Source organism: Lysinibacillus sp. G4S2, from assembly GCF_030348505.1.
Classification (GTDB): domain Bacteria; phylum Bacillota; class Bacilli; order Bacillales_A; family Planococcaceae; genus Lysinibacillus.
The window spans coordinates 720,383-736,903 of record NZ_JAUCFJ010000002.1; the positions used below are offsets into that span (position 1 = coordinate 720,383).

Genomic DNA, 16,521 nt, shown 5'->3' on the forward strand with positions numbered 1-16,521 from the left:
AATAATCCACTGAAATTCGTGAAATTAAAAAGAGCGCCAAGAACATTTCTGCTCTTGGCGCACTACAAACCTCTAATAATCCAGCATCATTAAATCACGAAGTTCATGATCTTCTAGCTCAGTTAACCACTGGCTTGATTGAATTAGTTCTTCTGATAATGCAGATTTCTGGGCCAGCATTTTATCGATTTTCTCTTCGATGGTGCCAATTGTCACAAACTTATGCACTTGCACAAATTGTGTTTGCCCAATACGATATGCACGGTCTGTCGCTTGATTTTCAACGGCAGGGTTCCACCAGCGATCTGCGTGTAATACATGATTTGCAGCCGTTAAATTTAACCCTGTTCCACCTGCTTTTAAGGAAAGGATAAATATTGGGAACTCGCCTGCCTGAAAAGCCTCTACTAAACGGTCACGCTGCTGCTTAGGCATTGCACCTGTTAAGAAAGGAGCATCAACATTATATAGTTCACTAAAACAATGCTGTAGTAATTGTCCCATTCCAATATATTGTGTGAAAATGAGGCACTGCTCGCCATTGTCCACGATTTCTGCAGCCATTTGTACGATACGTTCTAATTTTGCAGAACGAGTGAGCATTGTTTCGGCATCCTCGATAGGTTCTTTTAAATACAAGGCAGGATGATTACATAATTGCTTTAATTTACTGAGCATCTTTAAGACGCGTCCCTTTTTTTGAAAGCCTGTTAATTGTTCAAGCTGATCGAGCGTTTCTAATATATAACCTTCATATAGAGAAGCCTGTTCAGTTGTTAACGGGCAAAACTCATGAGACTCTTGTTTATCTGGTAAGTTAAGCTGTAAGTTTGGATCTCGCTTTGTGCGACGGAGTAAAAATGGTTGGATTTTTGCACGTAGCTTCTGTTTATGTGACTCCGACTCATCTCGTTCTATCGGTAAAATAAATTCTTCGTTAAAGCGACCGAAGCTACCTAAATAGCCCTTATGAATAAAGTCAAAAATTGCCCATAGCTCCGATAAACGGTTTTCAACTGGTGTACCTGTCAGGGCAATATGATGCATACCATGTAGTTTACGAATAGCTCTTGACTGTAGTGTTTGCATATTTTTAATATTTTGTGCTTCATCTAGAACAACTGCTGCCCAATTCACTTCCTGTAAAAACTCAGCATCCTGTGATACCGTGCCGTAGGTAGATAAAATCACATGTGGTTTTTCTCTTTCTACCAGCTGTTTAAAAACATCCTCCTTCGCACGATTTGCCTGATAATGCGTATGCACAATTAAGGAAGGAGCAAAACGCGCTATTTCCTTTTGCCAGTTGCCTAGCACTGAAGTAGGACAAATGATGATGGATGGTTTTGTATCCTCAATCGTTTCATAGAGATGAAGCAAATATGAAATAAGCTGAACGGTTTTACCAAGACCCATATCATCAGCAAGACAAGCACCAAAGCCTTGTTCACGCATGAAGACAAGCCATTCAAAGCCTTCGTGTTGATAAGGACGTAATTCAGCTTGCAAAGATATAGGAACCTGAACTGTTGGAAGCCCTTTTTTCTCCTGTAGCTGCTCCATATAGGATCTAAGCGATTGCTGCAACTCAAATGCAAAAATCGGGTCATCTCGCAATTCATCATCAGGATCCTCTTCGTCAAGAGGTAAGGATAAATCCTCTGGTAGCTCACGAAATAGCAATTCACGAACAGTCCAGCTTTCATCTTCTGCTTGCTGCATCAACGTACGCATTTCGTGCATCCAGTTCGCATCTACACGAAACCACTCTGTACCAATACGAATGAACTCACGTTTCTCCTCCACAAGCTTTTTAAATTGCTCAGGTGAAATGGACTGTCCATTCATAGAAAACTGCCATTTGAACGTTAAAATATCATCTAGTCCAGCAACCTTCTTTGTCGATACATTACCAGTACTTACACGAACACGCATTTTTGACTGTTTTAAATCCTTTAGCCAAGCTGGTAATACAACATCAAAGCCGAGTGCCTGTAATCTTGCTAAATCTTCACGTAAAAATGTTCGAACTTGTAAATCCTCAAGCATAATACGGATGAAAATATCGCTACGTAAATCTTCAATAGAAAGAAGATCTACAATTTGTCCTTGTTGTTGTTTAATAGCTTCAGCATACATCTGCCATTTTGCCGGTAGAGCGTCAGCGATTGGTAGCGACTGCTTTCGCATTGCAGGCGTCCAGTAGTTTTTGGTCGTAGCCGTACTGAGTACCGTTTCTAGAAGCCAAACATCTGAGTCTTCCTCAGGCTCACTTAAGCGTAGGGAGACAGTCACTGCACCTGCTTGTCGTTCCTGCTCTAATGGCCAACCACCACGTAAGAAAAATGGCACTAGCTTTGGTAAATCAGATAGTATAAGACCTGCTTGACCAAGCTTTTGCTGCACGGCCATTTCTAATAAAGCTGTATCTACACCGTCTATAGGGAATGTTAGTGAAGAAAAATCATCTGCAATTGTAGCGTACGACCAGAGCGAGGGCTCCTGCCAATACGTTTGTAAAGCCAATGCTTTTTCTAGCCATACCTGACTTTCTGCGTTCGCACCGTACCATTCAATAAAAGGATGTTGAAAACGGGATGAAAAAATATCTAGGAGCTCAGAGGTTGAAACTTCAACGGTAAGATCCGTACGATTGCTTAAAAGACCATAGATATTCGCCTCATAGTTAAAAAATAATGAAGAAATAAGTGAGTCTACATCCATTGCTGCACCATCAGCAGTAAAGCCCTGTAACGTAAAATATCCTTCCTGAACTGATTCAATACGTAACTGTAGGTTTTTTGAAAACGGGGAAGGAGCATTTATAGTCATCATACTAAGTTTCCTTTCTCAATTTCTTCCTGTAATGCACGAAGTCGTTTATACTCTGCACGAATTGTTTGCATATATGTTTCAAAATAAGCCGCTTTGCCAGCACGTTTTGCAGCACTGCGCATACTTTTCCAAATTCGTACAGCTTGTTTATAGTTCATACGTGATTTGTGCGAAATTTCAGCCATGGCATATAGATGATATAAGGGCAATACTGTTGCAGGAGCTGTTTGTAGCACATCCTTTAGTCCACACATTTCTAAATAAGAAAGGGAGGAAGGATTTAACTGATGGAGAGCTGCCCAATCACGGTAACGTCCTTTTTTAATAAGAAGGAATGAAAACGGCTGAAGCCCGTAAACACCAAATGCACTATATAATGTAACTTCCTCTTCCTCCGTAAGCTGTATATCTTCATACAAAAGCTGAAATTGCCGTACGTAATGAGCTCGCTGTACAACTGGTACAGTTTGCTGTAAAAAGACTTCGGTAAATGGTAGCATCGCACGTAAAATGATTGATTGTGAATATGACTCGCCAGCTCGCTTTGCAAAAGTCGCCAGCTCAAATAGATCCTTCATCTGTTGTACATCAATATGTGCAATGCTTTCCTGTAATAAATTCTCTTTTTGTAGCAGTACATAAAATAGCAGCTTTAATGACTGCAAGGAAATTTCCGGTGAAGGATCTTCAAGGTTATTTATAAGTGCTAATTCCTGTTCTCGTCGCGGCTTCTCATAAAAAAGTACTGCCCAAAGCAGCATATAAATTTGTAGTCGATTAGCAAACAATCCTTGTCGTTCCAATAAAAACTCTCTGACTAGTTCCTGAAGCGCATCATAAAATGGGTCAGTGGCAAAAAGTCGTGAACGACCAGTTAACTCTGTCAGTAAACTTTCGAATGATTGTACACTTTGATCAATAAAATATTTCATATAAGGAGAATCCAACGAGTGTCCTTGTGTTTCATTTACATGACGCCATATCGTATTAAAAATGGATAACTCCATGAAAAGCTTATAAAGTGGCTGCCACTCACGCTCGAATGGTAGATGTCGTCGAAGTCTCTCTAATGCATCAGTCCGTATAGCAGAAAGACCATAGCCATCTAGAATACGCCCAGGTGGCAATAATCGTTTCATTATTTCATTGACCATCAATTGCCAGCTTTCTGGACTCCGCTCATCTGCTAATGATTTTAATTGCACTGATTTTTGCGCACGCCAAGCACTTGACCAATCTTGCACAGAATCAAAATACTGATAAAGGGCAAGTAATGCGCCAACCTGATGTCTACACCATTTCAGCTGCGGACAGTTACAGCTCAACTCCTCTTTAGCAAAATCAATTTCTACAGAAGCAGGTCTGACATCCTGTACGCTTGCATATAATATAAAACTTGCTCCATTAAAACGTTCAAAGATAACTGATTTATTCCGCACCGAAAAAACAGCACGACGCACTAGCTCCTCGTCTTCAGTAGAGGAAGGATGTAATGCCTGTTCAGCTTCCTTTAACTTGGTAACGACAAATTCTTGATGTTCTTTAGCTATTTGGGCAATAGACAATGCCATAACCTCACTCCTTTCAGTGGACATTTAAGTATGAAGGAAAAAAGACTGTCCTTCCATTATACGATTAAAATACGGACATGATAAGCCGAATGATTTGAAAGAAAAAAATCAAGGAGAAGATAGTTAACAAGATTATTGATATGTGTTAAAATCTGAATAATCAGATAAATAAGGGAGGGATAAATGATGATGCAAGTTCAATATATGAAGCCATTTTACACAAAAATCACTGGAGATAAATTACGTCTAGTGTTTGCTTATCAATATTTCTCTATTTTAAAAGAGAATGAGATTTTCCATTTCATTCCGATCGAAGGTAAAGAGATGATTATCAACTTGAATACACAGCAAATTGAAAATTTATCTGAGGTATTTGTTTTCCAAAAGGGGAATCGTTTTATCCGACTACCACTATATCAATTATTATTAATTACAAATGTTCATGAGCATTTAGCGCCAATTCTTGAAAATGCTACACCTAAGCCACAGCTACCACTTGTTTCTTCAGTGACTGTCGGCGAAGTAGATCAGCTCATTACAGAATTAGAACAGAAAAACTATGATTATTTAATCGATCAGGCATTACTAGATAACGATAAAGCGCTCTTTTTTGATCTTCTACAACAAAAGAACCAACAACTCGGAGGTTTCTAAAATTGAATACACGGTATTGCAATTAAGCACCTACTTTTCACATATGAGAAGCGGGTGCTTTTATAAATTATTGTTGATAGGTCTAAAGTCTGGAAATCAGAAATGAATTAGAAACCATCACTATATAGAACCTACTAAATTAGAATACATTACCAAAATTAACTAAAATGAGTTGAACATAAACCGATATAAGTAAAAATAAAGGTGGTGAAATTATGCTTGGAAAATGGTCAGCAACAGGTTTATCAATCTTAAATAATATGAACAGACATTACGGTGCAATGAGTAAGTCAATGCTACGAATTTCTTCAGGTTACCGAATCAATAGTGCAGCAGATGATCCAGCAGGGCTCGCGATTTCCGAAAAAATGCGTGCACAAATTCGCGGACTAAATATGTCAGCGAAAAATATCCAGGACGGTATTTCACTTGTTCAAACAGCTGAAGGTGCACTGAATGAAACACATGCAATGATTCAACGCATGCGCGAACTAGCAATCGAAGCGGCCAACGATACATTAACGGATAGTGATCGGGAGAAGCTCGATTTAGAATTTCAGGAGTTAAAAAAAGAAATTCAGCGCACCTCGAAGGATACTGAATTTAATACAAAGACATTATTGAATGGTGATTATTCGACAAACGGTATTAAAATTCAGGCGGGTGCCAACTCAGGTCAAAGCATCGAGCTATTCATTAACGATATGGGAGCTGGAGCACTAGGCTTGGATGATACGACATCCATTGCAACTCGTGACAATGCCGACAAAGCCATTTCCACTATGGACGAGGCATTAAAGCGCGTGTCAAACGAACGCTCAAGACTAGGTGCCTACCAAAATCGCCTAGAGCATGCCTATAATGCAAACGTAAACACGGCGGAAAACTTACAAGACGCCGAGTCCCGCATTCGCGATGCAGATATCGCAAAAGAAATGATGAACATGGTAAAAGCACAAATCCTAATGCAGGCAAGCCAATACGTACTAGCAATGCATCTACAGCAAGCACAATCAATCTTAAAACTACTCGAAAGCGGAACAATCAGGAATCCCCGATAGTAAAGGTGATTCCTTTTTTAAATTTGGGTTAATCGATGATAGAAGGGCGGCAATCGCTGATAAAAGTGGAGTAATCGCTGATAAAAAGAGAACATCGCTGATAAAAGTGGAGTAATCGCTGATAAAAAGAGAACATCGCTGATAAAAGTGGAGTAATCGCTGATAAAAAGAGAACATCGCTGATAAAAGTGGAGTAATCGCTGATAAAAAGAGAACATCGCTGATAAAAGTGGAGTAATCGCTGATAAAAAGAGAACATCGCTGATAAAAGTGGAGTAATCGCTGATAAAAAGAGAACATCGCTGATAAAAGTGGAGTAATCGCTGATAAAAAGAGAACATCGCTGATAAAAGTGGAGTAATCGCTGATAAAAAGAGAACATCGCTGATAAAAGTGGAGTAATCGCTGATAAAAAGAGAACATCGCTGATAAAAGTGGAGTAATCGCTGATAAAAAGTGAATATCGCTGATAAAAGAGCCCAAATCGATGATAAAAAGTAAACACCGCTGATAAAAGAGCCCCAATCGCTGATAAAAAGAGAACACCGCTGATAAAAGAGCCCCAATCGCTGATAAAAAGAGAACATCGCTGATAAAAGAGCAGTAATCGCTGATAAAAAGTGAATATCGCTGATAAAAGTGAGTAATCGCTGATAAAAAGTAAACATCGCTGATAAAAGAGCCCCAATCGCTGATAAAAAGAGACCACCGCTGATAAAAATACAACAATCGCTGATAAAAAGTAAAATCCGCCGATTAACATACCAAAACCGATGACAGACATGCTATAATCGCTGCAAGGGTCGTGAATTATCTGATAAATCTAACAAAACTTTAAATAGAAAAGGAGAGAATTAATTGATCATAAAACCCTTCGCACCATCTCCGTTGACAAAAGGACTTCAAGCACTTGTGACTCGGTTACACCCTACGCACCCACAATATCAAAATCTTCAGCAGGAACAAAAAAATAAAGAAGCTGGCGATTTTGGAGAGCAATATGTAATGAATGAACTGCGGCAAACAGCATTATTAAACGATTGCCACATTTTCCACAATGTAATTCTTCCCTCTGTTCTTCCCATGCAAATCGATATTTTAATAATTGTCCCCAACGCTATCATACTATTAGAAATTAAAAATATTCGTGGAACTGTACATTTAAAAAATGACCCGCGTCAGCTCATTCGTACCTCAGAATCTGGAGAGGTTCATGTCTTTACGCATCCCGAAATTCAACTTGAGCAGTATATTAAAGGAATGAAACATTTCTTAGATATGCAAAATATTTCTATACCTATATTCGGCGCTGTTGTTTTCCCTTTTAATAATGTCAATATTCATCGAGAGGCCAGCGGATTGCCGATTTTAATGGCAAAAGAGCTACCGCTATTCCTGCATAAACATATAGAGAAAAGCAAAGAGACAACAACGATGAACGAAATCAAACACATTATTTTGTCACATTTAAGGGACAGAACGCCATTTCCACTTTGCCAATACTATAAAATTGATGTCTCTGCTTTGCGGCGGGGTGTTCATTGTGAAAATTGTGGTCAGTTGGGGATGAAGAAATTGAAAACAGTTTGGCATTGTGAGAGGTGTCAACATCGATGTCCCGATGCTCATATTCAGGCGCTAAAAGATTATTATATGCTTGTTGGCGAAACGATAACGAATCGTGAATGCCGCGATTTTTTGACTATAGAGAGTGGGCATGTAACCAAACGGATTTTACAAAAATTACAATTGCCACGTAGCGGATCTAACAAGAACACTAGGTATGGATTGTCTGGTTTATACGTGAATCGCTGATAAAACCTTAAACATCGCTGATAAAATTACCGTAATCGCTGATAAAACCTTGAACATCGCTGATAAAACTACCATAATCGCTGATAAAACCCAGAAAATCGCTGATAAAACTCAAAAAACCGCTGATAAACGCGCTGCAACCGCCACCAACCAACAAAACTTTTGCAAATCGGACACAGAAAACAGCTTCAAAATAACAAATTGATTCACACTTTCCCTTGAAAGATGTATACTATAATGCAGAACAAAAATGCACTAAGCATTTATAGAACATATAATTTAACTACTCGTTTTTGAAAACGGAAGGAAGAATAGAGAATGACGAAATCAATTTGTGTCGTTGGACTTGGCTACATCGGGTTACCAACGGCTGTAATGTTTGCCAACCACGGCATAAAAGTACATGGGGTGGACGTAAACCCAGCAGCAGTAAAAAGTATTCAAGAGAAAAAACTTCATATTGAAGAAAACGGATTACAGGAGCGCTTAAACAAAGCAGTAGATGAAGGTTTCCTAACGGCGTCAACGACACCACAGGAAGCGGACGTGTTCATCGTTGCTGTACCATCGCCAATCAATCCTGATAATACAGCGAATTTAGAATATGTACGTCAAGCTACGGCTTCGGTCGTGCCTTACTTGAAAAAAGGTAATCTTGTAATTCTTGAATCAACTGTACCACCGAAAACAGTGGAGCACATTATGCTACCTGAACTGATCAAGGCAAATCTTGAATTTGGTGTGGATTTATTTGTATCACATTCACCAGAGCGTGTTATTCCTGGTCGTATTTTTGAAGAGTTAGTGAACAATGACCGTATCGTTGGTGGTATTGATGAAACTTCTGCACAAATGACAAAAGAGCTTTATCAAACATTTGTGAATGGTACAATTCACCTTACTGATGCAACTACAGCAGAGTTAGTAAAAGTAATGGAAAACACTTACCGCGATGTGAATATTGCGTTTGCGAATGAACTAGCGAAATTAGCAGAGAAGCTTGATGTGAACATTTGGGAAGCGATTAAGTTTGCGAACTATCACCCACGTGTAAATGTTCACTTCCCAGGCCCAGGTGTAGGTGGTCACTGTATCGCTGTTGACCCTTGGTTCCTAGTAGAGCTTGGTGGGGAAACGGCACAAATTATTCACCTATCTCGTAATACGAATGATAGTATGCCAAGCTTTACAGCACAAAAAACACAAGCAATCTTAAATCAAAACAAAATTGCTGGTGGCAAAGTAGCTGTTCTTGGACTAGCCTTCAAAGGAAACGTTGATGATATGCGCGAAAGTCCATCAACAATCGTTATTGACGAGTTACAAAATCTTGGATTAGAAGTTATTTCATACGATCCACACATTAAAGAAAACAAACATGCTACACAAACACAAAGCATAGAAGAAGCAACAAAAGATGCAGATATCATTTTAGTTTTAACAGATCATAATGAATTTAAAGCATTAGAAGCTGCAGAAATTACAACGAAATCTAAAATCATCTTTGATACGAAAAACTGCTTAAAACGCGATAAATGGGAAGAAGCAGGCTTCCAGTTCCACCTTCTAGGAGATGCGAAAAACCGATGAAAGAAACAGTACTTGGCATCAATGTCAATACGGAAGGCTACGATGAATTAATGGATATGGCATTTGAGCGCATTGAAAAAAAACAAAAGGCGCTCGTTGTTGCCATCAATCCAGAAAAGATTATTAAGGCGAAAGAAGACCCTGCTCTAAAGAAACTTCTTAACGATGCGGAATTTCAAATTCCAGATGGCATTGGCGTAATTCTTGCTTCAAAAATTCAAAAAGGGCAAATTCGTGAACGTGTTACAGGCGTCGATATGATGATGAAGCTTTGCGAGGAAGCGGCAAAACGTGGCAAGCCTATTTTCCTTTACGGAGGGAAACCAGGAGTAGCGGATGCAGCAAAAGCAAAGCTAGAATCATTATTCCCTTCTATTAAAGTAGTCGGCACACAGGACGGCTATGAAAAGGATGAACAGAAGGTATTGGACCGCATTAACGAAGCACAGCCCGATTTACTTTTTGTAGCGATGGGAAGTCCAAAGCAAGAAAACTGGATCAATGCCAATCGTGATCAATTACATCCAACCATTTATCAAGGCGTGGGTGGATCATTTGATGTGCTTGCAGGTACAGTTAAGCGTGCACCAGAAATTTTCCAAAAATTTGGCCTTGAATGGTTTTATCGATTAATGAAAGAACCTAAGCGTATCAAGCGTCAAATCGCACTTCCACTATTTTTACTGGAAGTGGCAAGACAAAAACGTCAATAATTTTTAAAAAATGGTATTGTCGTTTTATATTGAAAGTGTTAGACTGTAGGTGTATAGGAATTTCCTCTATGAAATAAATAGAATTCCCTGCAAGGAAACAACGGTTGGTAGCCCAAGCGAAAAAAGCTCAAGCATTTATATGCTTGAGCTTTTTTCGTTATTTAAATTTATCTCGTATTTTAACGGGCAGTAATTTTTCTGTAAAGCGAAGCGCTAGGCACAAGACTCCCACCTCACCATCCAACGCAAGTAAAAAAATTAGGTGGAAGATTAACTGTTCGTAAAAGCCCAATTTTGGGGATGAAGAAACCCCACTGACTGAAGTTTCACTTTATATGATTTTAAGAAATTTGAACATTTATTGATAATGAACCAGAATTTTGTTGGAAAAGTTACGCAATATCACTTGAAAAATAAGCGTAAATAGATAACAATGGTAAAAGAGAGTTGTATGTCCTTATTTTTCCGGGAGCGAATTAGAAACTTTCCCAAAATATGATTGACAACTTTTAGGGATACAACTATACTTTTATGTGTAGTTGTTTATTTACTGCATTTCTATGTAGTAGAAACATAATTTTTGAACTTAGAGGAGGAAATTTTTCTATGGCTAACCAACCAAAGAAATACAAAAAATTCGTAGCAACAGCTGCTACAGCTACATTAGTAGCATCTGCAATCGTACCAGTGGCTTCTGCAGCAGGATTCACAGACGTAGCAGGTAACTCACACGAGGCATCAATTAATGCTTTAGCTGATAAAGGTATCATCAATGGATACTCTGACGGCACATTCAAACCAAACCAAACTATTAACCGTGGTCAAGTAGTTAAATTATTAGGCCGTTGGTTAGAAACTGAAGGCTTTGAAGTTCCAGCTGACTGGGATACAAAACAACGCTTCAACGATCTTCCATTAACTGCTGAAAAAGAATTAGTAAAATATGCTGCACTTGCTAAAGATGCAGGCGTATTCGCTGGTTCAAACGGCAACTTAAACTACACACAAACTATGCAACGTCAACAAATGGCAGTTGTTTTAGTACGTGCTATCAACGAAATCTATGAATTAGATTTAGTAAAAGAATACAAAGCAGCTGGTTTCAAGAGCGAAATCTCTGACCTAGACAAAGCTTTCTCTGCTGAGCAACGTGAAGCAATCACAGCTCTAGAATATGCTAAGTTAACAAATGCAGCTAGCCTACCAGGTAAAGCATTCAACCCAGCTAACTCTATCACTCGTGGTCAATTCGCTTCATTCTTAGATCGTACAATCAACCTTGAAGTACCATCAAAAGCTTCTGTTAAAGCTATCAACAACACAACTGTTGAAGTAACATTTGACAAAGAAGTTGATAACGTACAAGCTCTTAACTTCGAAATCAAAGATCTAGAAGTTAAAAACGCAGCAGTAAAATTAACTGACAAAAAAGTTGTTGTTTTAACTACTGCACCTCAAACAGCTGACAAAGAGTACAAAGTATCTCTTAACGCTGAAGAAATCGGTAAATTCAAAGGTGTTAACGCTGTAGTACCAACTAAAGTTGATTTAGTTGAAAAATCAACTCAAGGTAAACTTGGTCAACAAGTAACACTTAAAGCACAAGTAACTGTTGCTGAAGGTGCTTCTAAAGCTGGTGTTCCAGTAACATTCTTCATCCCAGGTTCTGCTAACGGAGTAAAAGCTCCTGTAACAGTTGAAGCTGTAACTAACGATCAAGGTATCGCTACTTACACTTACACTCGTTATGCTGCAACAAATGATACAGTAACTGTATACGCTAACGGTGACCGTTCTAAATTCTCAACTGGCTATGTATTCTGGGCTGTTGATCAAACATTAACTATTACTGAAGTAACTACAGGCTCTACAATCAACAACGGAGCAAACAAAACTTACAAAGTAGCTTACAAAGATCCAGACACTGGTAAACCAGTATCAGGTAAAACATTAAACGTTTCTGTTAAAGAAAACATTGATGTAACTGTTGATAAATTACAAAATGTATCTATTAACGGTACTAAAGTAGCTCAAACAAACAATGTAAACCCTGAAGCTGCACAAATCGTTACAGATTCAAAAGGTGAAGCTACATTCACAGTAACAGGTTCAAACGCTGAAGTAACTCCTGTAGTATTTGTTGGAGAAGCAGTTACTGGTCAAACAGCACCTTCTAAAAAATATGCTCCTGATGCATTACAAGCAAGTGCTGGTAAAGTAACATTTGGTGCAGTTCAATCTGCTTACACTATTGAATTAAACCGTGATGGTGGCGAAGTTGCTGCAACTGGTGCAACAAATGGTCGTAAATATAAAATGGTTGTTAAAGATAAAGATGGTAAGTTAGCTGCAAATGAAACAGTAAACATTGCATTTAACGAAGACATTGATGGTGTTATTTCAACTGTTACTGATGCTCAATTTGTAAAAGTTGAAAACGGTAAACAAGTTGGATTTGACGGTAAAAAAATCACTGTTAAAACTGACTCAAAAGGTGAAGCAAGCTTTGTTATTGGAACTGCTGAAGGTAATGTAAATACTTATGCTACTCCAATCGCTTGGATTGACATTAATAACCAAAGCGGAAAAGATGCTAACTTAGATAAAGGTGAGCCTTCAACAATTGCTCCAATTTCTTACTTCCAAGCTGCGTACCTTGATGGTTCTAAACTAATTGCGAAAAACGATAAAGGTGACGAGACTGAGAAATATGATGGTAGCGAAACAGCTACATTTGAAGTACAACTTACAAACCAAAGTGGAAAAGTAGTTCCTAACTCTGGTTACACAACTAAAGATGTATCTTACACTGTCTACAATACTGGTAAAAATAATGTATTAGTAGATGGAGTAGAAATTGCACCTAACCGTGTTCATACTTTAATTTCTAAAGACGGTAAAATTAAAGTTACTCCAGTAAAAGGTGAATCTACTTCAGTAAAAGTTCTTGCTACTGGTGTTGCAAAAGAAGATAATAAAGTAAATGGTAAAGAATTTGCATTCACTGCAAAAGAAGCTACAGCAACATTCACTGATACAAAAGAGATTACAAACCCATACACTGGTGTTCTTGATCTTGGAAGCATCGACAAAAAAGAAAAAGAAATCAAATTTGAAGGTAAAACTAAAGCTGTAGCATACGCTGGTGAAACTGGAAAAACTTACAAATACTTCGGTATTGGTAATACAAAAATTACTGATGCAGATGCTTTCATCGCTCTATTAGAAGAGTATAAAACTGCTGGTAAAAAAGTACGTGCAACATACGAAGTAAAAGACGATGTTGTAACATTCACTATCATCAGTGAAAATGCTGGTACTAGTAACCCTTCTGATGTAGTTGCTAAAGTAAATGCTGCTACAACAGCTGCTGAAGTTGAAGCTGCAATTAAAGATTTAGAGTCTTACAAAAAATTAACTGATGCTAATAAAAAAGAAGCTGTTAAAAATATCTTTGATGCATTACAACACGGTCAAACTTTCACATCAGCATCTCTAAAAGTTGAACTTGAAAGATTAGTTGCTATTAATGTAACTGCTGCTTACAAAGCTGGTGTTACAGGTGCTATTGGTAAAGAAGCTACTGCTGTTTACGCTAATAAAGCTGATGCAACTAAAACATTAGAAATCGCTTCTAAAGAAGGAGCAACAGAATACAATGGTGTTAAAGTAGTATTCGAGAAAAACACTGATAAAAAAGCAACTGATGTTGTAACAGTTTATGAAAATAAAACATTGAAAGTTCTATTACCAGTGAACGAAGTAACAGGTGCTGTTAATACGACATTTGAAAAAGTAGAAACTGCACTTAAAGCATTCAATAGCGGAGATTTAACAGTAAAACTAACTGGTCTTACTGGTGATGCTTCTGAATTAGAGGGTCAAACAATTGAGTTAAAAGGTGCAACAGCAACTACTCCAGAATCAAAAGCTAAAGTAGTATTAACATTCTCTGAAGCTGTAAACGTTCCAGCTGGTACTCTTGATTTCGTGGTTACTCATGCAGATACAACTACTGCTACTATTTCTTCTGAAGCAGTGGCAGTACAAAACGGTGTGAAAACTTTAACATTAGAATTTGCTGTAGATCCAAAATTAACTGCAACAGATACAATTACACTTGATACTGATATCACTCCAGTTTTAGCTGGTCAAACTTTTGGTACTCCAGTTAAAGTTACAGTTACTCCTTAATAAAACTAAACGAAACGTTACTTAATAAACTAGCTTGCTAGTGAAATAAGTAGATGATGACCCCATAGTTATAACTTTAATTAGTTAGACTCTATGGGGTCTTTTCTAACTATCGTGTTTGTATTCATCAGGGAAGTTCTGATGCGTGGGAAACAGTTCCGTTTGCTCACGAGCCTAATCCTCCTGCATCCAGTGCGAGTGTCTATCCGCTCAAAGGGGTGAAGTCAGGTGAAGTCGTACTCAAGGAATTGAGGCGGGGTTCTTTAAAAAATGGCTATGGCTAGGACGACGAATCCATGTAGGCTGTATGTGTCGATTATGTGTGCGTAATTGCTAGGGGTTCATGCATAGTTCTTTCATTTGCAATAATGAAGTGATCATCTGCATAATTTAGGGACTGTTAAACAGATGATGTGCATACTGTATAGTGGGAGCCTAAGGTCATTAAAAAGAGGGAACAAGACGATGGAACGTTTGAAGTCTTTTCGGAAGAGGTTCGATAGAAAACCTGCGAAGCCGAAGGGATGGCAGCGGGTTTGTAGTAGTGTGGATAGCTAGCCGCTTGGACTTGTATGGTAACATACGAGAAGGGTAAAACTAGCAGGAGCGAAGGAACCCAGTCAGTAGTAGTTCTATAAGAAACCTATTTCCCAAAAATTTGTTTCTTTCAATATTGTTATTTAAGAGGCAATCATGTATGTGATTGCCTCTTTTTTAGGATGCGTCCAGCATAAATGTAACCTATAGGGTGTCCATGGTGACACGGAATCTTATAATATAAGATCCTCCCTTTACTACACATGAAGCTTTTGAAATAGAGAGGTTAGCCCTCTAGTACCTAATCCTAATCCTACATGTATTGTATAGGCGGTTGCTTTTCTGGGTTAGTCAAAACCGTAATAACGCACACTTTAAACAGTTAATATATAATTGATACAAAAATTTATTAGCCTTTATTCCTTCTACAGGAGTAAAGGCTTTTTACATTTAAAGGAGGGATTCATATGGAAGAGAAACATCATGTGCCTGTAAAGCTTGTAGACATTGTACAGGTGAAATTAGTTCGGGAGAAAACAATATCCTACAAAGAAAGGCGGATTCGTTCACCTCATGATGCATATAAAATTTTTCAAGAGATAGTCGGGGATAGTGACAGAGAAGTGTTTGCTATTGCTTGTTTAAGTACTTGTAACGAAGTCAACTGTTTTCAAATTGTTCACATTGGTTCCATTAATATCAGCATCGTCCAACCTAGCGATGTCATGAAAGCAGCAATCCTCTCCAATAGCGCAAGTATTTTAGCCTTTCACAATCATCCATCAGATGACAGTACACCTTCACCAGAAGATATAGCTATAACAAAGAGACTTGTAGAAGCAGGTGAAATCATCGGTATTGACGTTTTGGATCATTTGATTTGTACATCCATAGGTTTCCGATCATTAAAAGAATCTGGTTATATGTAAGTAATAGGAGGAATAAGATGATGGAGGAATTACAACGTTTTATAGAAGGCATGAATAGGTTAATAGGAAAGACAATCTCAATAGACGAAGTAGGTTATGAATCACTTTTATTTGAGAAGGAGGAAATCGATGAAACACTAATTTCAACAGAGATACTAACACCATTGTCAGAATCTATAATGACAACTTCAGTAGATTATACAGATGCAGAGGGTAATTATTATTTGTATTTATCTGTGTCCCGTGATGAGATCAAATTACCATCGTATGAAGTATGGTTAGTAAATGGTGAATTGATTCCTAATGTTTTTGGAGGCAGTGAAGATGTACGTTAGAAAGTATGTGAAAATACAAGTGAATGGTGATACCTACTACAGAGAAAAGAATGTGGTCGGCTATTACGGTGAATTTCTATCTGAACCATTAGCACCATTTGAGATTGTAGAAGAAGTAACGATAGAAGTCGATGAAATACTTTACTTGATCAATCGAATACAAGATGTAAAACTTCGGAGTATTATCCGTCATTACATTGCCTATTTAGAAAAAATAGTTATCGCTAAAGAATGTGATTAGATGAGTTACTGAATTGAACTCACGACATTTCTAATGAAAAACTGAC

At 38.1% G+C, this 16,521-nt stretch carries 12 protein-coding genes; 9 read left to right on the forward strand and 3 right to left on the reverse strand.

Annotated elements, in window-relative coordinates:
• Nucleotides 1–72 precede the first annotated feature (72 nt).
• Together QUF91_RS03870 and QUF91_RS03875 are read right to left on the reverse strand one after the other, a co-directional pair.
• The gene (locus QUF91_RS03870) at nt 73–2,835 is read right to left on the reverse strand and encodes a DEAD/DEAH box helicase (RefSeq protein WP_289416894.1); all 2,763 of its coding nucleotides are present in this window, start codon (nt 2,833–2,835) and stop codon (nt 73–75) included.
• Nucleotides 2,832–4,406: a hypothetical protein gene (locus tag QUF91_RS03875; RefSeq protein WP_289416895.1), complete on the reverse strand. Its 1,575-nt coding sequence runs from the start codon at nt 4,404–4,406 to the stop codon at nt 2,832–2,834. Before QUF91_RS03875 ends, QUF91_RS03870 begins: the two co-directional genes overlap by 4 nt.
• Before the next feature lie 186 nt (nt 4,407–4,592).
• On the opposite strand from QUF91_RS03875, the gene QUF91_RS03880 reads away from it, so the two are divergent.
• Nucleotides 4,593–5,060: a transcriptional regulator gene (locus tag QUF91_RS03880; RefSeq protein ID WP_289416896.1), complete on the forward strand. Its 468-nt coding sequence runs from the start codon at nt 4,593–4,595 to the stop codon at nt 5,058–5,060.
• Nucleotides 5,061–5,275: 215 nt separating this feature from the next.
• On the forward strand, nt 5,276–6,121 hold the full coding sequence (locus tag QUF91_RS03885; RefSeq protein WP_285396518.1) for a flagellin N-terminal helical domain-containing protein: 846 nt from the start codon (nt 5,276–5,278) through the stop codon (nt 6,119–6,121).
• Between the two features lie 28 nt (nt 6,122–6,149).
• Here QUF91_RS03885 and QUF91_RS03890 read toward each other — a convergent pair whose 3' ends face one another.
• Nucleotides 6,150–6,905, reverse strand: a complete 756-nt coding sequence (locus QUF91_RS03890) for a hypothetical protein (RefSeq protein ID WP_289416897.1) — start codon at nt 6,903–6,905, stop codon at nt 6,150–6,152.
• Between the two features lie 74 nt (nt 6,906–6,979).
• Between QUF91_RS03890 and QUF91_RS03895 the strand changes: the two genes are divergently transcribed.
• The 7 genes from QUF91_RS03895 (at nt 6,980) to QUF91_RS03925 (ending at nt 16,475) form a co-directional block, all read left to right on the forward strand.
• The gene (locus tag QUF91_RS03895) at nt 6,980–7,936 is read left to right on the forward strand and encodes a nuclease-related domain-containing protein (protein WP_289416898.1); all 957 of its coding nucleotides are present in this window, start codon (nt 6,980–6,982) and stop codon (nt 7,934–7,936) included.
• Between the two features lie 318 nt (nt 7,937–8,254).
• The gene (locus QUF91_RS03900; RefSeq protein ID WP_285396520.1) at nt 8,255–9,526 is read left to right on the forward strand and encodes a nucleotide sugar dehydrogenase; all 1,272 of its coding nucleotides are present in this window, start codon (nt 8,255–8,257) and stop codon (nt 9,524–9,526) included.
• Entirely contained in the window at nt 9,523–10,239 is a 717-nt protein-coding gene (locus QUF91_RS03905; protein WP_289416899.1) for a WecB/TagA/CpsF family glycosyltransferase, read from the forward strand. Before QUF91_RS03900 ends, QUF91_RS03905 begins: the two co-directional genes overlap by 4 nt.
• Nucleotides 10,240–10,845: 606 nt before the next feature.
• Entirely contained in the window at nt 10,846–14,433 is a 3,588-nt protein-coding gene (locus tag QUF91_RS03910) for an S-layer homology domain-containing protein (protein WP_289416900.1), read from the forward strand.
• A gap of 1,004 nt (nt 14,434–15,437) precedes the next feature.
• The gene (locus tag QUF91_RS03915; RefSeq protein WP_289416901.1) at nt 15,438–15,899 is read left to right on the forward strand and encodes a JAB domain-containing protein; all 462 of its coding nucleotides are present in this window, start codon (nt 15,438–15,440) and stop codon (nt 15,897–15,899) included.
• A 20-nt stretch (nt 15,900–15,919) separates the two neighbouring features.
• Entirely contained in the window at nt 15,920–16,234 is a 315-nt protein-coding gene (locus QUF91_RS03920; protein WP_289416902.1) for a hypothetical protein, read from the forward strand.
• Nucleotides 16,224–16,475: an ATPase gene (locus tag QUF91_RS03925; protein WP_289416903.1), complete on the forward strand. Its 252-nt coding sequence runs from the start codon at nt 16,224–16,226 to the stop codon at nt 16,473–16,475. Before QUF91_RS03920 ends, QUF91_RS03925 begins: the two co-directional genes overlap by 11 nt.
• Nucleotides 16,476–16,521 lie beyond the last annotated feature (46 nt).

What these genes read in the sequence shown, in the direction of transcription:
- QUF91_RS03870 (WP_289416894.1), bottom strand. Translation starts at nt 2,835, where the DNA reads ATGATGACTATAAATGCTCCTTCCCCGTTTTCAAAAAACCTACAGTTA.
- QUF91_RS03875 (WP_289416895.1), bottom strand. Translation starts at nt 4,406, where the DNA reads ATGGCATTGTCTATTGCCCAAATAGCTAAAGAACATCAAGAATTTGTC.
- QUF91_RS03880 (WP_289416896.1), top strand. Translation starts at nt 4,593, where the DNA reads ATGATGCAAGTTCAATATATGAAGCCATTTTACACAAAAATCACTGGA.
- QUF91_RS03885 (WP_285396518.1), top strand. Translation starts at nt 5,276, where the DNA reads ATGCTTGGAAAATGGTCAGCAACAGGTTTATCAATCTTAAATAATATG.
- QUF91_RS03890 (WP_289416897.1), bottom strand. Translation starts at nt 6,905, where the DNA reads ATGTCTGTCATCGGTTTTGGTATGTTAATCGGCGGATTTTACTTTTTA.
- QUF91_RS03900 (WP_285396520.1), top strand. Translation starts at nt 8,255, where the DNA reads ATGACGAAATCAATTTGTGTCGTTGGACTTGGCTACATCGGGTTACCA.
- QUF91_RS03905 (WP_289416899.1), top strand. Translation starts at nt 9,523, where the DNA reads ATGAAAGAAACAGTACTTGGCATCAATGTCAATACGGAAGGCTACGAT.
- QUF91_RS03910 (WP_289416900.1), top strand. Translation starts at nt 10,846, where the DNA reads ATGGCTAACCAACCAAAGAAATACAAAAAATTCGTAGCAACAGCTGCT.
- QUF91_RS03915 (WP_289416901.1), top strand. Translation starts at nt 15,438, where the DNA reads ATGGAAGAGAAACATCATGTGCCTGTAAAGCTTGTAGACATTGTACAG.
- QUF91_RS03920 (WP_289416902.1), top strand. Translation starts at nt 15,920, where the DNA reads ATGGAGGAATTACAACGTTTTATAGAAGGCATGAATAGGTTAATAGGA.
- QUF91_RS03925 (WP_289416903.1), top strand. Translation starts at nt 16,224, where the DNA reads ATGTACGTTAGAAAGTATGTGAAAATACAAGTGAATGGTGATACCTAC.